Raw genomic sequence first — 22,029 nt, forward strand, 5'->3', positions numbered from 1 at the left:
ACCGCCGGTAAGATTCGCGCGCAGTTTGTTGCAGTTTGGTAACTCAAGCCGACGAGCGCCCGGCTACATTGAAGCCATCGAATCTTCAACCGAAGGGGCTCAAAATGAAAACCAAACTCTTTGCCGCGCTGGGTGCTGGAGCGCTCGTCCTGGCCGCCTCGCAAACCGCCATGGCCGGTGTGGTGGTCGGCCTGAACGTCGGCGTGCCCGCTCCGGTTTATGTTGCACCCGCACCGGTTTATGTTGCACCCGCACCGGTGTATGTCGCGCCGCAGCCCGTTTATGTCGCGCCGCGTCCCGTCTACGTCGCGCCGCCCGTGCGCGTGGCCTACGCGCCGGCTGTCGTGATCGGCTGGCACGGCGACCGCTACTGGGACGGCCGCCGCTGGTACGGCCGCAACGAATGGCATGGCCGTCGCGGCTGGTACTAAAGCCGCAGCCTGAAATGCAAAGCGCCTCGCAAACTGCGAGGCGCTTTTGTTTTACGCACTATCGTTGCGTGACGCCCCGATCACTTACGGTCCGCGACGATCTGATCGAACGTGCCGCCATCGGCGAAATGCGTCGCCTGCGCGTTTTGCCAGCTGCCGAACACCTGCTCGACCGTGAAGGTCTTGATCGGCTTGAACTCGCTTGCGTGCTTCGCGAGCACTGCGGCATCGCGCGGACGCAGATGATGCTGCGCGATGATCTCCTGCGCGGCGGGCGAATACAGATAGTCGAGATACGCCTGTGCGCTCTTGCGCGTGCCGCGCTTGTCCACGACCTTGTCGACGATCGTCACCGGCGGCTCCGCCAGCAGACTCACCGAGGGATAGACCGCTTCGAAGTCTTTCGCACCCACACCCGTATCGATGAGCGCCACTTCGTTTTCAAAGGTCACGAGCACGTCGCCGATGCCGCGCTGCGTGAAGGTCGTCGTCGCGCCCCGGCCGCCCGCGTCCAGCACCGGCACGTTCTTCAGCAGTGCGCGCTCGAAGTCGAGCGCCTGGGCGTCGCTCGCGCCCTGCTGCTTGCGATAGCCCCATGCGGCCAGATACGCGTAACGTCCATTGCCTGAAGTCTTCGGATTGGCGATCACGACCTGCACGCCGGGTTTGGCGAGATCGTCCCAGTCCTTGATGTGCTTGGGGTTGCCCTTGCGCACGAGGAACACCATCGTCGTCGTGTAGGGCGCGCTCGCGTCGGGCAAGCGCGTGCGCCAGTTGGCGGGCACGAGATGCCCCTGCTGCGCGAGCAGGTCGATGTCGTTGGGCTGGTTCATCGTCACGACGTCGGCTTGCAGGCCCTGCAGCACCGAGAGCGCCTGCGCGCTCGACGCGCCGTGCGACTGCTTGATCGACAGGGTCTCGCCGGTCTTCTTCTGATAGTCGGCGATGAAGCTCGCGTTGATGTCCTTGTACAGCTCGCGCGTCACGTCGTACGAGACGTTCAGCAGCGACGTTTCGGCATGAGCAGCCGCTGCACTCAATGCGATGATGCCCGCGCCGAGCCAGCGCGCCGTGCGTCCCAAACCTGCCATGGTGATCCCCGTCTGTCGTTGAAAGGCGTTTCGGCCTGCCTGCATGATTTTCGTAAGCAGGCCGAACGCCCGATTCTAGCGAGCCGGGGCGCACGGCTTATACCAATGCGAGCTTTGCTTTGCGGCTTTCGTGCTAAGCCATGATGTGCGCGCCGCCGTCGATATACACGGTGTTGCCGCTCATGCGCCGGGCGTAGCGCGTGGCGAGATACGCGGTGGCGTAACCCACGTCCATGATGTCGACGAGTTCGCCGAGCGGCGCGCGCTCCACGGCCTCGGCGAGCATGCGGTCGAAGTCGGGCAGCCCCGAGGCTGCGCGCGTCTTGAGCGGCCCGGGCGAGATTGCGTGCACGCGGATGCCGATCGGCCCGAGTTCGTACGCGAGATAACGGCACGACGCTTCGAGCGCCGCCTTCACGGGGCCCATCAGGTTGTAGCTGGGCACGACGCGGTTCGCGCCGTCGTAGCTCATCGCGAACAGCGTGCCGCCGTGCGGCATCAGCGGCACGGCGCGCTTCGCCATGCGGATGAACGAGTGGCACGACACGTCCATCGCATACGCGAAACCCTTCGCGGACGAATCGAGCAGGCCGCCTTGCAGATCCTCTTTCGGCGCATAGGCGATGGAGTGCAGCACGATGTCGAGCGATCCCCACGTTTCGCGCACGGCGTCGAACACGGCGTCGAGCTGGCCGTCTTCCTCGACGTTCAACGGCAGCAGCAACTGCGCGCCCAGATCGTTGGCGAGCGGTTCGACGTAGGGCTTGGCCTTGTCGTTGAGATAGGTGACGGCGAGTTGCGCACCGAGATCGGCGAACGCGCGGGCGCAGCCGTAAGCGATCGAATCGGCGTTCGCCACGCCGGTGACGAGCGCGCGCATGCCGGCAAGCGGCCGTTCGGATGGATTATGCATGGCTGACCTCGCAGTGGAAGACGGCCGGTGATGGCCGCGGATGCAGTTGCCGACCTGGCTGCCGGTGTGTCGAGCTCAAAACGACGCGCCGCATCGGTGGGGATGCGGCGCGTGCAGGGTGAAACGAGAACGGGCTTCGTTACTCGCCTGCGTTGCGCGTCGCGCGGCGGCGCGTGGCCGTCGTGCCCGCAGCCCGCGTGGCGGTGGGCGTCGATGCCGCGCGCGAGCGGCGCGCCGCCGTCTTGGCGGCAGCCGGCGCCTTCTTCGCTTCGGCCGGTTCCGCGGCCTTTACCTTCACGCCGGCGCGCGCCGCACGCATGGGTTTCGTGGGCGTGGCGTGTTCGCCCGCCAGAGCGGCCTTCGCGCGAGAGGACTTTGCGGAAGCTGCCGGGGCTTCAGTTGCAGGCTCAGGTCCCTCAGCCTGCGCGGCGGAGGATGCCTGGACACCCTGTTCGGCGCCGCCGTCGCCAGCCGTGCCGCCGCCTGCGCCCGAAACACCGCCGCCCTCCGACGACGACCCGCCGCCATCGAGCGGCGGCAGTCCCGTCTTCTCGCTGCCCGGCTCGACGCCCAGCGCGCGCTGCACGTGGCGATAGCGCTCGCGCCGCTCGCCTTCGAGCGGCCCGGATACGGTCGCGATGCGGTACACGGCTGCGAGCAGCGCGCGGCGCGTCTTCATGTCGGGCACGATCTCGGGCAACGCGTCGATCGCGGCCTGCGGATCGAGCTGCACGATCGCGCCCTGGCGGCGCGCCGATTCCTTCAGCTCGGCGATGCTCGGCTGGCGATCGCCGAGATACTCCCGCGCGAGTTCGCGCATGCGCTGGAACGGCCGGTACTGCACGGCATGCATTTCATCGACGATATACGCGGCGATGCGCATGAAGGCGTCGACGAGCGAGCCCTTCGCGAGATGCGCGCGCGCCGCACGCAGGCGGTACTGCGCAAGCTCCTTGCGCAGCGCCATGAGCGGCGGCGCGATGGGCTCGAGCGGCTGGTTGGGCGCCACGCCCACACAGGCCTGCACCCACGGCGCGGTGTACACGTTGTAGAACGTGCTCTCGACCCAGGCGTCGCGCGCGTCGCGATACGCATCCAGCGTTGCCTCGATGGTCGCCGACGCCTGCCTTTCGAGCAGCGTGAACGGATTGTCGGGCGCGGCCGGCTTGCGATGCGCGCGCACCGCTTCCGCCATGGCGGGCAGCACGCCCAGCGTAGGATTCGCGTCGCTCAGCACGCTGCGCTCCACGCGCGACGGATGCGACTCGCGCAGCGCATGCGCGCTGAACGCGTTGCTCGACGCACGCACGAACGGCGAGACGAACAGGTCATACAGGCGCTGGTTGTTTTCCGCGAGACGGCGCACCACCTCGAAGGGCTGCTCGTCGTCGCGGCCGTCGTCGAGCGCGAGAATATCTTCGATCGTGCGCAGCTCGAAGCGGATCTCGTAGCGCCCTTCGAGCGCTTCGAGGCGCCCGGCTTCCGGCGTCGAGTCGGTGATCTTCGCTTCGTAGAGGCCCGGCGGCAGCACGTCGATCAGATCGAGCGCCGAGAATAGTTCGGTGTGCTCCTTATTGGCCACGCTCGCCGAAACGAAGATGCCGAGGTGCCCCACCTTGTCGTGCAGGCAGTACACGATCACCTGCTCGTTGGCGACGATCTCGTCGACGCTCGCGTAGAGGTCGGGAATCCAGTTGAGCGCCTGCTGCGGCGGCGTGATGTTGTCGCCCCAGGAGGCGAGCACGATGATCGGCGTGCGGATGTTGCGCAGGTCCACCGGCGAGCGAGCGTTCTTCGCGAACACTTCATTGCGCGTGAGGTGGTTGCCCACGAAGAGGTTCTGCACGATCCAGTCGATCTCGGCGCGGTTCAGCTGGAAATGACCGCCCCACCAGCGCTCGAATTCGAGGAAGCGCTCGCGCTCGGAATCGACCTTCGAATAGAGGTTGTAGAGCTTGCCCCAGTACGTGTTGGCCGGATTGAGGTACTCGAAGTTCTGCACGAGATACGCGCCGTCGAAGCGGCCGTCGCCCAGGTCCGCCGCGAGCGAGGACATCCACGAGCCACCCAGCATGCCGCCCGAATAGCGCATGGGGTTCTTGCCGCGCACGCCGGCCCAGTAGGACAGCGGCGAGCCCGCGAGCATGAGCGGGCCGACCAGTGCGGGCGCGGAGGCCGCGAGCAGCGCCGCGGCCCAGCCGCCCTGGCAGTTGCCGATGATGAACGGCAGGCCGTCCGCGTCGGGATGCAGCTCGCGCACACGTTGAATGAAAACGGCTTCGGCCTGCGCGACCGACTGGATCGTCTGCGTTTCGCAGGGCAGCGGGAAGAACGTCACGAAATAGCACGGGTGGCCCTTGCGCAACGCGATGCCGACTTCGCTGTCCATCTTGAAGCCGGCAATGCCGGGGCCGTGGCCCGCACGCGGGTCGATCACGACGAAGGGGCGCATGCGCGGATCGGTCGGCACGCCCTCTTCGGGCTTGATGCGCAGCAGCGCGTAATTGCACGGATCGTCGAGTTCGCGGCCATCGACGATCACTTCATAGTCGAACGCGAGTACCGGCGGCATGCCCGCCTGCTCGTGCACATAAGTCTGGTTGCCGCGCTCGCGCAGCACGTCGAGGAACAGCACGCTGCGCTGCCAGGCGTCGTAGACGTAGTCATAGAGCGGCTGCGCAACCGTGGGCGCGGATTGCGCCGTTTCGATTGCCTGGTTCACGGCCGAGGAGACGGCCGAAGCCGCTTCGGTCAGCGGCGTCTGGGGCGATGACTCCTCGTCGGATGCGCCCGCGAGGGGCCAGAAAGGCGCGAAGGGCCAGAAAGACGTGCCCGATGCGAGCGTGGGCAGAAACGAAAACGGCGACGAAACGAGCGGCGAGGAGGCGGGAACTGCCACGAGACGAATCTCCTTTAAGGGAGCGCCGGCTCGCCTCGCGGCAAGCAAGCGCCAGGCCGGCGCGGGCCGTGGACGCGTGCCGTCACGACGAACGACACGCGAGGCCTGGCCGCTGCCCCTGTTCTGCCGCCCTCGGAGCGGCGGCATTGCGGGCAACGGGGCCGGCAAAAGGTATTCGCGGCCGCGTGCGCGTTTCGTACGCCTCGCGACCGCGACGTGAAAAGAGCCAGATCATGTTGCACTGCGGCATCTAAAAACTTAGGCGGCGGCCCTGTGAAAGTCAAGGTTCGCGGCGGGCTCTAGTGCCTCTTCCATGATCGCAACGCCTTGTGAACGAAGCATGACAGGCGCGACTGCCGGACCTCGCCGCGACGCGTCACGATGCCGCGCCGGCCCGGCGTGCATCCAGCCGACCGCCTCGTTCGCGCTGGTCTACACTGTTACGGCTTTGCGCGCCGCAGCATGGTCCAGATGCACATCCTGGAGGAGACCGTCATGACTTCATCGCCTGACAAGTATTCGGTTCTGCTCGCCCGTTGTGGCGGCCTTGCGCCCGTGCCCACCGCCGTGGCGCACCCGTGCGACGTGTCCTCGCTCACCGGGGCACTCGACGCCGCGAACCTCGGCTTGATCGTGCCGATTCTGGTCGGCCCCGAAGCGAAGATCCGCGCGGTGGCCGAGGAAGCCGACCTGCGCCTCGACGGCATCACCATCATCGACGCGCCGCACAGCCACGCCGCCGCCGAATTCGCCGTGCGCGCCGTGCGAGAGGGCCAGGCCGAACTGCTCATGAAGGGCAGCCTGCACAGCGACGAGCTGCTCCACGAAGTCGCGCTCGGCGCCAATGGCCTGCGCACCGAGCGGCGCCTCTCGCATGTGTTCGCGATGGACGTGCCGTCGTACCACAAGCCGCTTTTCATCACCGATGCGGCCGTCAACATCTTCCCCAAGCTCGCCGACAAGGCCGACATCGTGCGCAACGCGATCGACCTCGTGCAGTCGCTGGGCGTGGGCACGCCGAAGGTCGCCATCCTCGGCGCCGTGGAAACGGTGTCCGAAAAGATGCCCTCCACCATCGACGCCGCCGCCCTGTGCAAGATGGCCGACCGCGGCCAGATCACGGGTGGCCTGCTCGACGGCCCGCTCGCCTTCGACAACGCGATCAGCGCCGAAGCCGCGCGCATCAAAGGCATTACGTCGCCCGTTGCAGGCGACCCCGACATCCTGCTCGTGCCCGACCTCGAAGCGGGCAACATGCTCGCCAAACAGCTCACCTTCCTCGCCGGCGCGGAAGCGGCCGGCATCGTCCTCGGCGCGCGCGTGCCGATCATCCTCACGAGCCGCGCCGACAGCGTGCGCTCGCGCATCGGCAGTTGCGCGATCGCCGTCCTGCTTGCGCACGCGCGACGTGCGCGCAAAGCAACGGAGATCCTGTGAGCAGCGCCCAAGCCCAGCCGGCCGTGGAAGGCCATGTCGTGCTCGTCGTGAATGCGGGGTCGTCGAGCATCAAGTGTTCGGTGTTTCGCGTGATCGAAGACGACCACGTGGAAGGCGGTGCGCGCGCGCTGCATGGCGCGGGCGGGCAGATCGAGGGCATCGGCGTCGCGCCGCGCGTGGTCGCGAATATGGCCGACGGGCGCCTGATCGTCGACGAGAAGTTTCCGGTTGCCCAGGTCGCCGATCACGACGCCGCGTTTCGCCTCCTGCGCCTCGTGCTCGCCGTGGGGCTGCGCGACACGCCGCCTGCCGCGATCGGCCACCGCGTGGTGCACGGCGGCGCGCGCTACGCCGACGCCGTGCTCATCGACGACGAAGTGATCCAGGAGCTCGACGCGCTCACGCCGCTCGCGCCCCTGCATCAGCCGCACAATCTCGCCGCGATTCGTGCGGTGCGTCAGGCCGCGCCGGAGCTGCCGCAGGTGGCGTGCTTCGACACCGCGTTCCATGCGGGCAACGACATCATGGCGCAGCTCTTCGCGCTGCCGTACAGCTACTACGGCGAGGGCGTCCGGCGCTACGGCTTTCACGGTCTCTCGTACGAATACATTGCCAGGCACCTCCATCAGGTCGCGCCCGACATTGCGCGCGGGCGCGTCGTCGTTGCGCACCTGGGCAACGGCGCGAGCCTGTGCGCGATGAAGGACGGCAAGAGCATCGAGACCACCATGGGCCTCACCGCGCTCGACGGCCTGCCCATGGGCACGCGCTGCGGCGCGCTCGACGCAGGCGCCGTGCTCTGGATGATGGCGAAGGGCATGGACTACCACGCCATCGAGAAGGTGCTGTATCAGGAGTCGGGCCTGAAGGGCCTGTCGGGCCTGAGCAGCGACATGCGCGAACTGCTCGCGAGCGGCAGCGACCGGGCGAGGCTCGCGATCGAGTTCTATACGTATCGCATCGCGCAGGACGTCGGCAAGCTCGCCGTGGTGCTGGGTGGGCTCGACGCGCTCGTGTTCACGGCGGGCATCGGCGAGCATGCCGCGCCCATTCGCGCGCAGGTGTGCGAGCGGCTCGCGCCGGTGTTCGGCACCGTGCTCGACGCGCAAGTCAACGAGGTGGGCAGCAGCAACGGCAACGAGCGCGTGAGCACGCGCGAAAGCCGCGTTCCCGTTTTCGCGATCCGCACCGACGAAGAAGGGATGATCGCGCTCCATACGGCGCGGCTGTTGCGGGCGGCGCTCAGGCACTGAGCGGGCACGGCGCCGCGGTTCGCTACGCCTGACTTCAGGCGTACGCCGGACCGCCCCGGTCGAATGCCGCGTCGCGCAAGCGCCCCGGCGCCGCGCCGTGAACGAGCGTATCGACGAAATACTTCGCGCGCGGCCACGGCCCAAAGCCTGCCGCCGTGTTGATGTGACCCGCATCGCCGAGATTCACAAACGTGCTGCCCAGTTGCTGCGCGAGCGCGCGGGCGCCTTCGAGCGGCATCCACGGATCGGTTTCGCTGCCGATGAGGATGGACGGCACGGGAAGCTGCCGCGCCTCGAACGCGCCGGCAAAGCGGAACTTCTCGGGACTCGCGGGCGCGACGAACAGCACACCGGCAATGTCGGCGCCGCTTTCCCCCAGCATGCCCGTGTGCAGCGCATGCGCCGCCACGAGGCAGCCGAAGCTGTGCGCGGCCAGCAGGAACGGCCCGCGCTCGCCCGCCAGCCGCCGCGCGAGCCCCGCGCCCCACACCGCCAGATCGGGCGCATCCCAGTCGTCCTGCTCCGCGCGCAGCGAGCGCGCGAACTGGCGTTCGAGCCAGCTCTGCCAGTGAGCGCCGTCGCTGCCGTGCAGACCCGGCACGGTGACGAGGCGGGGCGGCCAACGCATTTGCGCGCACGAAAGCATGATTTTTTCCTCGCTGGAACACGGCGTGAATCGATTGTGGCCTGCGAGCCGCGCACGCCGAACCAATTTTTTTTGCTTAGCTTTTCGGCGCGCCCGGCCGGGTCCTGCCCGAGACAGGCCGCGGGCAGGCGCGCCGCGATTTGCGCGGCGGGCGCGGGCCTGAAAAAGTAGAATGGTGCCGGTGCACGCGGCTCTCGCGGCCCTCGCGGGCTGCACGCAACGCAACAGCGCGCGTAGGCTCGAGCCGCACAGCCGTTACCAGGGACAGGTTCACCCATCATGAAGATCATTTTCTGGTTCCCGCAGACCGACGCCTCCACGTGGCTCCACGGCCTCGCGCGCGCGCTGCCCGATGCCGAGTTGCGCGAGTGGCAGCCCGGCGACACCGATCCCGCCGACTATGCTGTCGTCTGGCACCCCCCGCGCGAACTCTTCGGCGTGCCGGGGCTTCGCGCTATCTTCAACCTGGGCGCGGGCGTCGACGCGATCCTCGCCCACGAACGCGAGCGACCGGGCACGCTGCCCGGCACCGCCATGCTCGTGCGGCTCGAAGACTCGGGCATGGGCCGGCAAATGAGCGAGTACGTGCAGCACGCTGTACTGCGCTACCTGCGCCGTTTCGACGAATACGCGCTCGCGCAGACGCGCCGCGAATGGCACGTGCTCGCGCCGCATCCGCACGAGACCTTCACGGTGGGCGTGCTCGGCCTCGGCGTACTGGGCGCGCAGGTCGCGCACGCGGTCGCCTCGCTCGGCGTGCCGGTGCGCGGTTTTTCGCGCGGCATGAAGACGATAGAAGGCATCGAAACGTATTCGGGCGAGTTGCACGGCGAGCAGTTCGACGCCTTCCTCGACGGCGTCAAACTGCTGGTGAACCTGCTGCCCGCCACGCCCGACACCGAAAGCGTGCTCAACGCGCGCACCTTCGGCAAGCTCTCGCGCGGCGCGTATCTCGTGAACGTGGCGCGCGGCACGCATCTGAACGAACAGGATCTGCTCGACGCACTCGCCAACGGCACGCTCGCGGCGGCGACGCTCGACGTGTTCCGCGAAGAGCCGCTGCCGCCCGATCATCTCTTCTGGCGCGAGCCGCGCATCACGATCACGCCGCACAGTTCGGCGCTCACATTACGCGACGAAGCGATCTCGCAGGTCGCCGACAAGATCGGCGCGCTGGCTCGCGGCGAGACCGTGAGCGGCGTGGTGCATGTCGGGCGCGGTTACTGAACATCGCGGCGGCACATCGCGAAGCCTTTTCAAAAAATTGTTGGAGACACGGCAATGGCACTACCCACCGCAGTCAAGATCGTCGAAGTCGGCCCGCGCGACGGCCTGCAGAACGAGAAGGAATTCGTTCCCACCGCAACCAAGATCGAACTGATCAACCGGCTCTCGGCCGCGGGCTTTCCGAACATCGAGGCCGCCTCGTTCGTCTCGCCCAAATGGGTGCCGCAGATGGCCGACGGCGCCGAAGTCATGGCCGGCATCGAGCGGCGCAGCGGCGCGATCTACTCGGTCCTCACGCCGAATCTGCGCGGCTTCGAAGGCGCGCTCGCCGCGCGCGCGGACGAGATCGTGATCTTCGGCGCGGCGAGCGAGGCGTTCTCGCAGAAGAACATCAACTGCTCGATCGCAGAAAGCATCGAGCGCTTCGCACCGGTGGCGCAAGCCGCGAAGGAGCGCGGCGTGCGCATTCGCGGCAGCGTGTCGTGCGCGCTCGGCTGCCCGTATCAGGGCGAAGTGCCGGTCGCTTCGGTCGTCGATGTCGTGGAGCGCTTCGCCGCGCTCGGCTGCGACGAGATCGACATTGCCGACACCATTGGCGTGGGTACGGCGAAGCGCGTGCACGAAGTGTTCGAGGCGGTGACGAAGGTGTTCCCGCGCGAGCGCCTGTCGGGCCACTTCCACGACACCTACGGCCAGGCGCTCGCCAACATCTATGCGGCGCTCGAAGAAGGCATCGCCATTTTCCACGCCTCGGTGGCGGGCCTGGGCGGCTGTCCGTATGCGAAGGGCGCCACGGGCAACGTCGCGACCGAAGACGTGCTGTACCTCATGAACGGCCTGGGCATTCATACCGGCATCGATCTGAACCAGGTCGTCGCGGCGGGCGACTTCATTTCGACCGCCATCGGCCGGGCGAACGTCTCGCGCGCGGGTAAGGCCCTGCTCGCGAAGGCCCGCAGCGAAGCCGCATGCTCGTGACACGCGACCCATCGAATCGCAGTACGAAGGAAATCAATCTATGACGGAAACCCTCGATAACCTCGACGCCCTGCCCGAGTCCGCGCGCCGTGTCGCCCTGATGCTGCGCGAGCGCGGCCACGCCAGACCCGTCGTGATGCTGCCCGAGACCGGCAAGACTTCCGCCGAAGCCGCCGCGGGTCTGGGCTGCGAAGTCGCGCAGATCGCCAAGTCGATCCTGTTCCGCCGCCGTGAAGACGACGCGCCCGTGCTCGTGATCGCGAGCGGCGCGAACCGCGTGGACGAAAAGAAAGTGGCCGCGCACGTGGGCGAGATCGGCCGCGCCGACGCGAAGTTCGTGCGCGAGAAGACCGGCTACGCCATTGGCGGCGTGTGCCCGATCGGCCACGCCACGACGCCCGTCACGCTGATCGACGCCGATCTGTTCGCGCTCGAAAGCCTCTGGGCCGCTGCCGGCCATCCGCATGCGGTGTTCAACCTCTCGCCACAGGAACTCGAAGCGCTGACCGGCGCGCCCGTGGTGGACGTCGCGCTGCGCGACGCGTGAGCATGTCCGCGATACACGACACCGTCACGCCGCCGCCCTCGCCTTGCATCAACATCTGCCGTATGGATGAGCGCAGCGGCTTGTGCGAGGGCTGCCTGCGCACCATCGACGAAATTGCGAACTGGTCCACGCTCGACAACGCAGCAAAGCGCGCCGTCTGGGACGCGATCGAGACGCGGCACGCTCAATGGGTCGCGAAGCGCTTCGCGTCGCAAGGAGAACAACAATGAACGCGCCCGCCCGCGTCGTCACGGTCGGCGAGACGTTCCGCTCGACGCTTCAGCTCACACCCGAATCGGTGAAATCATTCGGACTGCTCGTGAACGACCTGAACCCGCTGCATCACGACGAAGCCTACGCGGCGCAAAGCCGCTTTGGCGGCCTGATCGCATCGGGCACGCAACCCACGGCGCATTTCATGGCGCTGCTCGCCACGCACTACTCGCAGTACGCGCAGCCGCTCGGGCTCGAATTCGACATGAAGCTCAAGCGTGCCGCTCACGCGAACGACACGATCACGTTCGAGTGGCGCGTCGATGAAGCGTGGTGGAAGCCGAGCCTGCACGGCGATCTCGTGAAGCTCGTGGGCGAGGCCGTGAACCAGAAGGGCGAAACGCTCGTGGTAGGGCGCGCGACGATCCTCGTCATGCCCAAGGCCGAGCACGCATCGGTACACGCACCGGCATGAGCGCCGCGCCCGCCCTCCCTGAATCGATCCGCGTCTTCGAGCGCGGCTGGCTGTCGTCGAACAACGTGCTGCTCGTCGACGAGGCGCGCGCCGCACTCGTCGATACCGGCTACGCCACGCACGCCGAACAGACGCTCGCGCTCGTGCGCCAGGCGCTCGGCCCGCGCGCGCTCGACCTTATCGTCAACACGCATCTGCACTCCGACCATTGCGGCGGCAACGCGCGGCTACAGGCGCAATGGCCCTGCGCGACGCTGATCCCCGCGCCGAGCGCGACGATTGTGCGCGACTGGGACGAAGCGCGTTTGAGCTTTCTCGCCACCGGGCAGACCTGCGACCGATTCGCGTTCACAGGCACGCTCGCGGCAGGCGAACGGCTCACGCTAGGCGGCTTCGACTGGGAAGTGATCGGTGCGCCGGGGCACGACCCCGACTCGGTGATGCTCTATGCAGCCGGACCGCGCCTGCTCATCAGCGCCGATGCGCTCTGGGAGCATGGCTTCGGTGTGATCTTTCCCGAGCTCGAAGGCGAAAGCGGGTTCGCCGAGCAGCACGCGGTGCTCGAAGCCATCGCGAAGCTCGACGTGCGCGTGGTGATTCCGGGCCATGGCAAGCCGTTCACAAACGTCGAGGCGGCGCTGGAGCGCGCGTTCTCGCGCCTCGCCTGGCTGCGCGCCGACCCTGCCCGCAACGCGAAGAACGCGCTCAAGGTGCTGATCGTCTTCAAGCTGCTGGAAGTGCGCGCGATGACCTTCGACGCGCTACTGGCGATGCTGGAAAACGCCGCCTCCCTGCGCGCCGCGGCGCAACAACTCGGCCCGCGCAGCGCGTGGCCCGGGCTGCTGCGCGAGCTGGCCGGGGAGCTGGCGAAGAGCGGCGCCCTGGTCATAAACGGCGAACGCTTCGAAGCACCGGCGGCAGCAGTCTAGCCGCGCCGAAGGACAAACGCTGGGAAAGCGCAAAAAAAAACGCTCGTCCGTTTTCCGGACGAGCGTTGGAATTAGCTCTGACGTGATCAAACTGTCGAGGTCATCATACTCGCGCCGGAATTCCCGAAGCATCGGTGATTTCCCTACAGATCACCTACGAGCGCAGGCCTGGCGCGTCCTCGCAGGATTCATTCATCTGGAATCCGAATCAATCTCACTGCCCGAGCTTGAGCCGCACCAGCTCGAACAGATGCGAACACAGGTAGAGTCCGAGCCCGATCGCGCCGCCGATCACCGTGCCGTTCACGCGGATTTTCTGCAGATCCTTGCCGATTTTCAACTCGATGAGCCGCGCCGTCTCGCGCGTGTCCCAGTTCTTCACAGTGTCGCGAATGTGGTGCGTAAGGTAGCGAGCAAAGTCGGGCGCCATGGCGCGCGCGGCGTCTTCGAGATGGCCGTTGAGCGAGGCGCGCAGGTCGGCGTCGGCGGCGAGCGTCTCGCCTAGCCACTGGCCAGTGGCGGCGACCTTCGCGTGCAGCGCCGAATCTTCGCGCTCCAGATCGTCGCGCAGCCACGCACGCAGGCTGTCCCACAGCGCGCGCGTGTAATCGTTGAGCGCGCCGCCCTCGCTCAGGCTCGCCTTCAGCTCCTCGCCCTTGCGCAGGAACGCCGGATCGCTCTTGAGCTTCACGATCAGCTTTTCCACGACTTCGTCGAACTTCTGGCGCAGACGATGTTCGCGATCCTCGCTCACCTGCAGCAGCAGCCGGTTCACGGCGCTTTCCACCACGCGCGCGCCGCTCTCGCCGATCCACTCGCTCGGCAGAAACTTCTCGGTCGTCGGATAGTCGCTCTTGAGCCAGTCGACGATGGCCGACGCGACGAACGCGCGCGTGCCCTCGTCGCGCAACAGGGTGGCGAACTGCTCGAGCATCTGGTCGAGCAGCTCCTGGTGGCGGCCATCCCGGGTGAGGGTGTCGAGAATCGCGCCCGCCGACTTCGAGAAGTCGACGCGCGCGAGCGCCGCGTGCAGGCTGTCGCGGATGAAGCTCTGGATGCGCGCGTCATCGGTGAGGCCGAGTACGCCCGACATCATGCGCACCGCGTAGTCGCCCAGGCGCTGCGCATTCTGCGGCGCGGTGAGCCAGCTGGAGAGCCGCGCCACGGGATCGTGGCGCCGGATCAGCCCGACGAGCGAACCCACGTCGAGAAACTTGTCGCGCACGAAGGCGGCGAGTTCGTCGGCGATGCGCTCCTTGTTGCGCGGAATCACGCCCGTATGCGCCGAAACGAACGGAATCGGGACGCGCCGGAACAGCGCGACCACCGCGAACCAGTCGGCGAGGCCGCCGACCATGGCCGCTTCGCTCACGGACTTGACGCCATCCGTCACGACGCCTGGCGGGAAAAAGAGTGCCGTGCCGGCGAACACGAGCGCCGCAACCAGCAGAAAGGCCAGCGCCTGGCGCTTGGCGCGCGTGAGTTCGGCTTCGTCCCGTGGGGCGTGCGAAGGCGTCATGAGGAGCAGGGAGTCGCGGGTTCGAATCGCGACATTATGCTGCCCACACGCCAACCGCCGCATGCCGAAGCGCCGCGCCAGCGCGGCGCGCTCGCGACGCCTCAGGCGGAACGCGTGTCCCGCCGTTGCGGCACGATCCGCCAGCCGAGGTTCACGCCCGCCGCCGCGACGAGGATGAGCGCGGCGCCCACCACCTGGATCCATGCGAGGCGCTGGCCGAACGCGAACCAGTCGACGAGGATCGCGACCACCGGGTAGATGAACGAGAGCGCGCCCGTCACAGCCGTGGGCAGCTTCTGGATCGCGCCGTAGAGCAGCACGTACATGATGCCCGTGTGCACGATGCCGAGCGTGACGAGCTGCGCCCAGTGCAGCGGCGTAGCCGGCAGCGTGCCGTAGTGGATGAACGGCGCGAGCGCGAGCGCGCCGAACGCGAGCTGCACGAGCGCGATGAGGTGCGGCGGCGTGCCCTTGAGATGGCGCGTGATGATCGATGAGATCGCGTAGAGAAACGCCGCGCCCGCCGCGCAGGCCACGCCCTGCAGATACTCGCCGGGCACGGCGAGCACGGCGGGCTGCACCTCGACCACGCACACGAGGCCGAGGAAGGCCACCGCCAGCCACGCCACCGTCGAAGCGCTCACGCGCTCGCGCAGAATGACCACGCCGAGACCGACGAGCATGAACGGCTGCGTGTTGTAGACGGCCGTGGCCATGGAGATCGAAGCACGCGAATAGGCGGCGAACAGCAGCACCCAGTTCGCGACGATAGCAGCGCCTCCCAGGACGGCAAGCGCGAGCGTGCGTGGCGGCAGGTGCTTGCGGCGCAACAGGCCGAGCGCGGTGCACACGAGCGTGAGCGTCGCGCCGCCCAGCACGCAGCGCAAAAAGGCGATGTTGATCGGAGCCTGGCGCGAGGCGACCACGAGCCAGCCGATGGTGCCGGACATCAGCATCGCGACGACCATCTCGGCGGCGCCGCGGCGAATTTCAGGAGTGGTGGAAGACATGAGCTTGCATCCTCGTTGTGGCGGACGAAAGGCGCGCGGCCCCTTCGCATCTGCAAGTCAGTTTATCGGCTGCAGGGCGAGGAATACATGGCTAAACTTAGGCGATAGGCAACCCTTGCCTTCGATTGAAAGGCCAACCTGGCGGAGCACCCGCGCAATCATGAACCGACGCCCGAACCCAACGCCCGCCGCCGCCCCGCTCGACGACATCGACCGCATGCTGCTCGCGGCGCTGGCCGAGGACGCCCGCGCGAGCGTCGCCGAACTGGCCAAGCACGTGGGGCTGTCGGCGCCTAGCACGTCCGAGCGGCTGCGCCGGCTCGAAGCGCAAGGCGTGATTGGCGGCTATACAGTGCAGATCGATCCGCGCGCGCTCGGCTACACCTTGCAGGCCATCGTGCGCGTGAAGCCGCTGCCCGGACAATTGCATCTGGTGGAAGAGGTGCTGCGGCGCATTCCCGAATTCGTCGAGTGCGACAAGGTCACCGGCGACGACTGCTTCATTGCCCGGCTGTATCTGCATTCGATCGAACAGCTCGACGAGATTCTCGCGAAAGTCACCGAGCGCGCCGAAACCAGCACGGCCATCGTCAAGTCCACCCCGGTGCCGCGCCGCCTGCCGCCGCTGCGTTGAAGCCGAGGCGCGGCAGCCCGTCAGCGCTCCGTGGTCTCGAAGAAGGCCAGCATCTCCTCGACCAGCGCCTCGCTCGCCTCCTCGGGAATGTAATGGCCGCACGGCAGCGAGCGCCCGCTCACGTCGCGCGCCACCTTGCGCCATTCGGCGAGCGGGTCGAAACAACGCTCGATCACGCCTTCCGCGCCCCACAGCACGCGCAGCGGGCACGCCACCTTGTTGCCGCGCTCGAGGTCGGCGCGGTCGTGCTCGAGGTCGATGGTGGCCGAGGCGCGGTAGTCCTCGCACATCGCATGCACGGCGCCCGGCTGGCGCAGCGCAGCGCGGTAGGCGCCCAGAGCCTTCGGCGCGAAGGGCGCGAGACCCGCGTGACGGCTGCCCATGACGCGCTCGATATAGACGTCGGGGTTCGCTTCGATCAATGTTTCCGGCAGCGGCGCGGGCTGGATCAGGAAGAACCAGTGGAAGTAGAGCGTGGCGAACTCGCGGTCGGTCTGCTCGTACATGGCGAGCGTGGGCGCGATGTCGAGCAGCATGAGCCGCTCGACGGCGTCGGCGTGGTCGAGCGCCATGCGGTGCGCCACGCGCGCGCCGCGGTCGTGCGCGCATACGAGAAAACGCTCGTGGCCGAAGTGGCGCATGGCTTCGACCTGATCGGCCGCCATCGCGCGTTTCGAATAGGCGGCGTGCGTGTCGTCGCTGGCCGGTTTCGAGGAGGCGCCATAGCCGCGCAGATCCGTCGCGATGACGGTGAAGTGCTGCGCGAGCGCGGAAGCGCACCGGTGCCAGATCATGTGCGTCTGCGGATGGCCGTGCAGCAGCAATAGCGGCGGTCCATCGCCGCCCTTCACGCCGCAGATGTCTACGCCGCCCGCAGTGCGAACGGTGAAAGGCTGGAATCCGTCGAAAGGCATGGGGCTAGTCTCTTGTGTTTGTTGGTCTGCGGTCATTGTATGAGGCGAGCGCGGCTCGAAAATGTGCTTTTGAGCCCATTGCGGTAGAAACCGAACACTCCCTCGAATACCGCACGAGAGATCCGCACGCGCGATGCCCGAACGACCCCGCGCCTATAATCGAACGGCCGAATTCGCGCCACGCCGTCTATCGAAGCGCCGCAAGGAGACCTCCCCATGGCACTGCCTGCCGTCCTGCAAAACCTCTCGCTGCCCGTCGTGGGCTCGCCGATGTTCATCGTCAGCTATCCGGAGCTCGTGCTCGCGCAGTGCAAGGCGGGCATCGTCGGCTCGTTTCCGGCGCTCAACGCGCGCCCCGCCGAAGAGCTGGGTGTCTGGCTCACGCAGATCCGGGAGGAACTCACCGCTTACAAGAACGCGAACCCCGAGGCCGTCATCGGGCCGATCGCCGTCAACCAGATCGTGCATCAGTCGAATGCGCGGCTCGAGCACGACGTGCGCGTCTGCGTCGAGCACCACGTGCCGATCTTCATCACGAGTCTGCGCGCGCCGCCGCGCGAGCTGCTCGACGCCGTGCACAGCTACGGCGGCATCGTGCTGCACGACGTCATCAACCTGCGCCACGCCGCCAAGGCGCTCGAAGCGGGCGTAGACGGCCTGATCCTCGTGGCAGCGGGCGCGGGCGGCCATGCGGGTACGACCTCGCCGTTCGCGCTCGTGGGCGAAGTACGGCGCATCTTCGACGGCCCGATCGTGCTGTCGGGCGCGATCGCCAACGGCGGATCGATCCTCGCCGCCCAGGCCATGGGCGCGGACCTCGCGTACATGGGCACGCGCTTCATCGCGACCAAAGAAGCGCACGCCGTGGACGACTACAAGCACGCCATTCTCGAAGCAAAGGCCGCGGACATCGTCTACACGAACCTCTTCACGGGCGTGCACGGCAACTACATCCGCGAGAGCATCGTGAACGCCGGGCTCGATCCGGATGCGCTGCCCGAGTCGGACAAGTCGAAGATGGATTTCGGCGCGGGCACCTCGAAGGCAAAGGCCTGGAAAGACGTGTGGGGTGCGGGCCAGGCGGTGGGCCTGATGGACGACGTGCCCTCGGTGGCGGATCTCGTGGCACGCCTGAAGCACGAGTACGAGGCGACGAAGGCGCGGCTGGGCGTGGGCCGCTGAGCGCGAGGCGCGCCCGGTTTCAGCGCCGGGTAGACGCAACACGGGCGACGTCGGCATTGAGCGCCGCCGCGCGGATCGCCTCCACGCCCGGCCAGAGCTCGCGCTCAGAAAAGCGCGCGGCCAGGAAATCGACGAACGAGCGCACCTTCGCCGACAGATGGCGGCGGCTCGCGTACACGGCGTAGATCGGCAGCTCGCGCGGCGGCAGTGCGTCGACGAGCAGCGGCACGAGGCGCCCTTCGGCGATATCGTCGCCCACCACCTCGGTGCCGAGCATCGACAGCCCGCCGCCTTGCAGCACCACCACACGCAGCGCTTCCAGGTGATTGACGATGAGGTTGCCGCCCGGCTTGGGCTTCACGCCGCCCGCGCCCTCCGCGAACGGCGCGAGTTCCTGGGCCGAAGCCCCCGCGTACTGGACGAAGTTGTGCCGCGCGAGATCGGCCACGCTTTTCGGCGCGCCGTGGCGGCGCAGATACTCGGGCGAGGCGCACAGCACGATGTGCGCGGTGGCGAGCGGCCGCGCGATCAGCGAAGAAGACTTGAGCCCCGACGGCGCGGCGCGGATCGCCACGTCGAAGCCCTCGTCGATCAGCTCGACCACGCGGTCGGACAGCGTGATGTCGACCGTCACCTGAGGAAATCCGGCGGCGTAGTCGGCGACCGCGCCCATCACATGACGCAGCCCGAATGCCGTGAGCGACGACACGCGCAGCCGCCCCTGCGGCACCACGCTCGCCGCGCCCACGGCCTGGCCGGCCTCGTCGAGTTCGGTTAGCGCCTGGGCCACGCGCTCGTAGTATTCGCGCCCCGCCTCGGTGGGCGCGACGCGGCGCGTGGTGCGGTTCAACAGCCGCGCGCCGAGCTGCTGCTCCAGGTGCATCACATGCTTGCTCGCCATCGCGGCGGACATGTTCAAGCGCTCGGCCGCCGCGACGAAGCTGCCCGCCTCCACCACCTGGCGGAACACTTTCATGCTGACGAGGGTATCCATTGCGCGGCCTTCAACTCGAACATAAATGAGCGGGAATCAATCGGCGATATTTTCCTCGTTTTATCAAATGCGGGTGTTGAAACGCGCAGGCGCGCTTCCTATGTGAGGCGGCCCAGAAAGCAAAAAACCCCGCGCTGCAAATAGCGCGGGGTTTTCGCGTCGAACTTCGAACTGACAGGCTGCGCCGCTTAGAACTTCGCGCGCATGCCCACGCCGTAGGTCTGGCCGCTCGACATGTTGTCGAAGTGGTCGTACATGTACGCGGCGTAGACGTCGGTGCGCTTGGAAAGCGGGTAGTCGTAGCCGATCGCCGCCGTCTGGCGCGTCTGGTTCAGGCCGCCGCCGTCGCGCGAGTACGCATACGACGCCATCACCGTGCCCGGGCCGGCCGGGACCGTCACGCCGCCCTGGGCGGTGTTGACGTGCCAGCTGCCCACCTGCTGCCAGTTCGCCGTGTACATGTACTGGCCGAAGAACTTCACGTACTGGAGGTCGTACGAGAGGCCGACCTGCGCCACGCCCTGGCTCTTCAGGCCGATGATGGTCGTGTCGCCGCTCACGATGCTGCCGATGTCGCCCGGCGTGTTGTTGAAGTTCACGTACTGGTAGACCGCCGTAGCCGCGAACGGGCCGTGGAAGTACAGACCCTGCACGCTCCACTTCTTCGAGCCGTTCTGGCCGGCCTGGTTGCCGAACGCATACATGGCCGAACCCGAAAGGCCGTTGAAGTTAGGCGTCGAGTACTGCACGGCGTTGTTCCAGCCCGAGTCGCCCACCACGCCCTGATCGGTCGTGTAGGTCGGGAACGTCGAGAGGCCGAGGTACACGTGGTACACCATCGGCGAGAAGGTGTACGAATCGATGAACGGGTTGAAGAGAATCGTCGAGACGAACAGCTGCGTCGTCAGGCGCCCCGCCGTGACCGTGCCGTACGGCGATTCGAGGCCGACGTACGCATTGCGCGCGAAGAACGTGTCGCCCGCGAAGCGGCCGTACTGACCGTTCTGCGCGCGGAAGAAACTTTCCAGTGTGAAGATCGCCTTGAAGCCGCCGCCCAGATCTTCCGATCCCTTCATGCCCCAGTACGACGTGGACATGCCCCCGCCGCTCACGTTCCAGGCGGTCTGGCCGCCCGGAAATTTCGTCGCCCCGACCCACTCGTCGACCTGGCCGTAGAGCTGGACGCTCGACTGCGCAAACGCCGACGACGACGCGGCGGCAAGAACAGCGGCGAGCGCGCTCGCCTTCAGGGTAGTGCGCAGCGCGCGGCTGACCGTTGTATTCATGGGTTCTCCAGTCTTTGTCAAAAAAGGGTGTCGGGCGGCTGAGGCGCTCGCGCAAGGCTTTGTTTTTTCGTCGTTCGCAGACGTGGCCGTTCTGGGCGGATCCATCTTTGCGGACCATTTTTATGGTCAAAAATAAACGGTGTTATTGCCGGTATATCGGGCGGATTAGTTTGCCGCCGATAGCACCCGGTTTGCCGCTGTCGACTTTGCTTTGCGCTGCGCTGCGTCACGGTTAGTCGCAGGCTGCCGCGCCGCGCCCAGTGGGGCGCTGCCGCACGCGCGTGGCTGCGAATGACGCGCCGCCAAAACGAAAGCGAGATTTGAGACGAAAGGGTTCTGCATGACGAGAGATTTCCAAAAAAGTGTGGTATCCGCGCGTCAGTTTTCGCGGCGTGGACGAACGCAACTTGTTTTGGACGTGTTTCGGCGGCGCTAACAGGTCAATGCCTGAAGCGAATCCTGAGGAGAGTCAAACAAAGACGGCGGGATAAAGCGTGCGGAGGGAAGAAAGCGAAAGCGCGCGGCGTGGCACCGCTCAATTACGGTAGGGCGAAGGCATGGGCGGACGCGGGACCTCGCCGCCGTTGCGCGTGAAGGGCCGGTAGGTACCGCCGCGCTCCTCGTTGTAGCGCGCGACGTCTTCGCGGATCGAGCCCGCGCGCACCGGCGACTCGGGCGGCGGATGCGGCACCTGGCGCGATTCCGCGCTCACGGGCGTGATGGGATTGCCGCGATAGCCACCGTAGCCGCCGAACGGCGTGCCGTAGCTGTAATCGCGATGCGGGGCCGGCTGCTGAACCTGGCCTTGCCACTGGTTCGGCGAGCGGTTACCGCCGCGCTCGTACCGGCCGCCCTGGTCGGCCACGCGCATGGGCGAAGCGGCACCGGTGTAAGCGGCGGGGCCACGGCCGCGTTCAGGGGCGCCGTGGTAGCCGCTGCCCCACGCCATGCCGCCGCCGCGCGGCGCGGGCATCGATTGCATGGCGGGCCTCGTGGGCATGGAAGGGGCGCGCGCGAAGCCGCCGCCCCCGCCGTGCCCTGGAAAACCGGGCTGAGCATGGGCGAGCGCAACAAAGGCCGCAAATCCGGCCCCCAAGACCCACTGTCCGAGTTTTGACAACCCTGCCTGCATTGTGACGTTTCACCTGCCCGACGTTCGCGCCTGGCACCCGCCGCTCGGGCCATGGCGGGCCAGTCCCGGGACGCTCGCCGCGCTGGCGCGTAACGATTGCCGCCACAACGGTCGCGGCGTCCCATTGACGGTAATTTATGGGCGTGCTGTATGGGTGTCGAGCCAAAAGATGTTATGCCGCCCGAAGGGTTGTAACACCATGTTACTGCTGGGTTTTCTGCCTTCGGGCAAGCCCTGGGAAGGCCGCCAGGCACGGCTCTCCGCGCAGGTCTGGGAACGGTTCGTTTTATGGTTGATAGACGTCTGAAGATCTGAAGAA

At 67.1% G+C, this 22,029-nt stretch carries 21 protein-coding genes; 11 read left to right on the forward strand and 10 right to left on the reverse strand.

What is annotated here, in order from left to right:
- Window positions 1-104: 104 nt before the first annotated feature.
- Complete coding sequence (locus tag BFD71_RS15100) at window positions 105-431, forward strand: hypothetical protein (RefSeq protein ID WP_069265141.1); 327 nt, start codon at window positions 105-107, stop codon at window positions 429-431.
- Window positions 432-511: 80 nt separating this feature from the next.
- Here BFD71_RS15100 and BFD71_RS15105 read toward each other — a convergent pair whose 3' ends face one another.
- The 3 genes from BFD71_RS15105 to BFD71_RS15115 all read right to left on the reverse strand — a co-directional run bounded on the left by BFD71_RS15105 (window position 512) and on the right by BFD71_RS15115 (window position 5,334).
- The gene (locus BFD71_RS15105; protein WP_069265142.1) at window positions 512-1,522 is read right to left on the reverse strand and encodes a sulfate ABC transporter substrate-binding protein; all 1,011 of its coding nucleotides are present in this window, start codon (window positions 1,520-1,522) and stop codon (window positions 512-514) included.
- A gap of 133 nt (window positions 1,523-1,655) precedes the next feature.
- Window positions 1,656-2,435, reverse strand: coding sequence for an enoyl-ACP reductase FabI (fabI, locus tag BFD71_RS15110; protein ID WP_069265143.1), 780 nt, complete (start codon window positions 2,433-2,435; stop codon window positions 1,656-1,658).
- 139 nt (window positions 2,436-2,574) lie between these two features.
- Window positions 2,575-5,334: a DUF3141 domain-containing protein gene (locus BFD71_RS15115; protein ID WP_069265144.1), complete on the reverse strand. Its 2,760-nt coding sequence runs from the start codon at window positions 5,332-5,334 to the stop codon at window positions 2,575-2,577.
- A gap of 495 nt (window positions 5,335-5,829) precedes the next feature.
- Between BFD71_RS15115 and BFD71_RS15120 the strand changes: the two genes are divergently transcribed.
- Both BFD71_RS15120 and BFD71_RS15125 read left to right on the forward strand, forming a co-directional pair.
- Window positions 5,830-6,771 carry a bifunctional enoyl-CoA hydratase/phosphate acetyltransferase gene (locus tag BFD71_RS15120; protein WP_069265246.1) on the forward strand — a complete coding sequence of 314 codons (942 nt, stop codon included), beginning with the start codon at window positions 5,830-5,832 and terminating at the stop codon, window positions 6,769-6,771.
- Window positions 6,768-8,024, forward strand: a complete 1,257-nt coding sequence (locus BFD71_RS15125; protein WP_083245279.1) for an acetate/propionate family kinase — start codon at window positions 6,768-6,770, stop codon at window positions 8,022-8,024. The genes BFD71_RS15120 and BFD71_RS15125 overlap by 4 nt, the downstream gene beginning before the upstream one ends.
- A 34-nt stretch (window positions 8,025-8,058) precedes the next feature.
- Here the strand turns inward: BFD71_RS15125 and BFD71_RS15130 are convergent, their stop codons facing one another.
- Window positions 8,059-8,670, reverse strand: coding sequence for an RBBP9/YdeN family alpha/beta hydrolase (locus BFD71_RS15130; RefSeq protein WP_069265145.1), 612 nt, complete (start codon window positions 8,668-8,670; stop codon window positions 8,059-8,061).
- Between the two features lie 279 nt (window positions 8,671-8,949).
- Between BFD71_RS15130 and BFD71_RS15135 the strand changes: the two genes are divergently transcribed.
- Genes BFD71_RS15135 through BFD71_RS15160 form a run of 6 tightly spaced genes read left to right on the forward strand, consistent with a single transcriptional unit; the run spans window position 8,950 to window position 13,039 of the window.
- On the forward strand, window positions 8,950-9,897 hold the full coding sequence (locus BFD71_RS15135) for a 2-hydroxyacid dehydrogenase (RefSeq protein ID WP_069265146.1): 948 nt from the start codon (window positions 8,950-8,952) through the stop codon (window positions 9,895-9,897).
- Between the two features lie 54 nt (window positions 9,898-9,951).
- Complete coding sequence (locus BFD71_RS15140) at window positions 9,952-10,875, forward strand: hydroxymethylglutaryl-CoA lyase (RefSeq protein ID WP_069265147.1); 924 nt, start codon at window positions 9,952-9,954, stop codon at window positions 10,873-10,875.
- A 40-nt stretch (window positions 10,876-10,915) separates the two neighbouring features.
- Window positions 10,916-11,422 carry a YbaK/EbsC family protein gene (locus tag BFD71_RS15145; RefSeq protein WP_069265148.1) on the forward strand — a complete coding sequence of 169 codons (507 nt, stop codon included), beginning with the start codon at window positions 10,916-10,918 and terminating at the stop codon, window positions 11,420-11,422.
- A 2-nt stretch (window positions 11,423-11,424) separates the two neighbouring features.
- The gene (locus tag BFD71_RS15150) at window positions 11,425-11,652 is read left to right on the forward strand and encodes a DUF1289 domain-containing protein (RefSeq protein ID WP_069265149.1); all 228 of its coding nucleotides are present in this window, start codon (window positions 11,425-11,427) and stop codon (window positions 11,650-11,652) included.
- The gene (locus BFD71_RS15155) at window positions 11,649-12,110 is read left to right on the forward strand and encodes a MaoC family dehydratase (RefSeq protein WP_069265150.1); all 462 of its coding nucleotides are present in this window, start codon (window positions 11,649-11,651) and stop codon (window positions 12,108-12,110) included. The genes BFD71_RS15150 and BFD71_RS15155 overlap by 4 nt, the downstream gene beginning before the upstream one ends.
- Window positions 12,107-13,039, forward strand: coding sequence for an MBL fold metallo-hydrolase (locus tag BFD71_RS15160; protein WP_069265151.1), 933 nt, complete (start codon window positions 12,107-12,109; stop codon window positions 13,037-13,039). The genes BFD71_RS15155 and BFD71_RS15160 overlap by 4 nt, the downstream gene beginning before the upstream one ends.
- A 214-nt stretch (window positions 13,040-13,253) precedes the next feature.
- Here BFD71_RS15160 and BFD71_RS15165 read toward each other — a convergent pair whose 3' ends face one another.
- Window positions 13,254-14,558: a DUF445 domain-containing protein gene (locus BFD71_RS15165; protein WP_069265152.1), complete on the reverse strand. Its 1,305-nt coding sequence runs from the start codon at window positions 14,556-14,558 to the stop codon at window positions 13,254-13,256.
- A gap of 101 nt (window positions 14,559-14,659) precedes the next feature.
- Window positions 14,660-15,568 carry a DMT family transporter gene (locus tag BFD71_RS15170; protein WP_069265153.1) on the reverse strand — a complete coding sequence of 303 codons (909 nt, stop codon included), beginning with the start codon at window positions 15,566-15,568 and terminating at the stop codon, window positions 14,660-14,662.
- 160 nt (window positions 15,569-15,728) lie between these two features.
- On the opposite strand from BFD71_RS15170, the gene BFD71_RS15175 reads away from it, so the two are divergent.
- A complete protein-coding gene (locus BFD71_RS15175; protein ID WP_069265154.1) occupies window positions 15,729-16,202 on the forward strand; it encodes an Lrp/AsnC family transcriptional regulator in 474 nt (157 codons plus the stop codon).
- 20 nt (window positions 16,203-16,222) lie between these two features.
- Here the strand turns inward: BFD71_RS15175 and BFD71_RS15180 are convergent, their stop codons facing one another.
- On the reverse strand, window positions 16,223-17,116 hold the full coding sequence (locus BFD71_RS15180; protein WP_069265155.1) for an alpha/beta fold hydrolase: 894 nt from the start codon (window positions 17,114-17,116) through the stop codon (window positions 16,223-16,225).
- Window positions 17,117-17,332: 216 nt separating this feature from the next.
- Between BFD71_RS15180 and BFD71_RS15185 the strand changes: the two genes are divergently transcribed.
- Entirely contained in the window at window positions 17,333-18,298 is a 966-nt protein-coding gene (locus BFD71_RS15185) for an NAD(P)H-dependent flavin oxidoreductase (protein ID WP_069265156.1), read from the forward strand.
- Window positions 18,299-18,317: 19 nt separating this feature from the next.
- On the opposite strand, the gene BFD71_RS15190 is transcribed toward BFD71_RS15185, so the two are convergent.
- The 3 genes from BFD71_RS15190 to BFD71_RS15200 form a co-directional block, all read right to left on the reverse strand.
- Window positions 18,318-19,292: a LysR family transcriptional regulator gene (locus BFD71_RS15190; RefSeq protein ID WP_069265157.1), complete on the reverse strand. Its 975-nt coding sequence runs from the start codon at window positions 19,290-19,292 to the stop codon at window positions 18,318-18,320.
- Between the two features lie 188 nt (window positions 19,293-19,480).
- Window positions 19,481-20,578 carry a porin gene (locus BFD71_RS15195; protein WP_069265158.1) on the reverse strand — a complete coding sequence of 366 codons (1,098 nt, stop codon included), beginning with the start codon at window positions 20,576-20,578 and terminating at the stop codon, window positions 19,481-19,483.
- Between the two features lie 535 nt (window positions 20,579-21,113).
- Window positions 21,114-21,560, reverse strand: a complete 447-nt coding sequence (locus BFD71_RS15200; RefSeq protein WP_069265159.1) for a hypothetical protein — start codon at window positions 21,558-21,560, stop codon at window positions 21,114-21,116.
- Between the last annotated feature and the right edge of the window lie 469 nt (window positions 21,561-22,029).

Source organism: Paraburkholderia nodosa, assembly GCF_001718195.1.
Lineage (GTDB): Bacteria > Pseudomonadota > Gammaproteobacteria > Burkholderiales > Burkholderiaceae > Paraburkholderia > Paraburkholderia nodosa_A.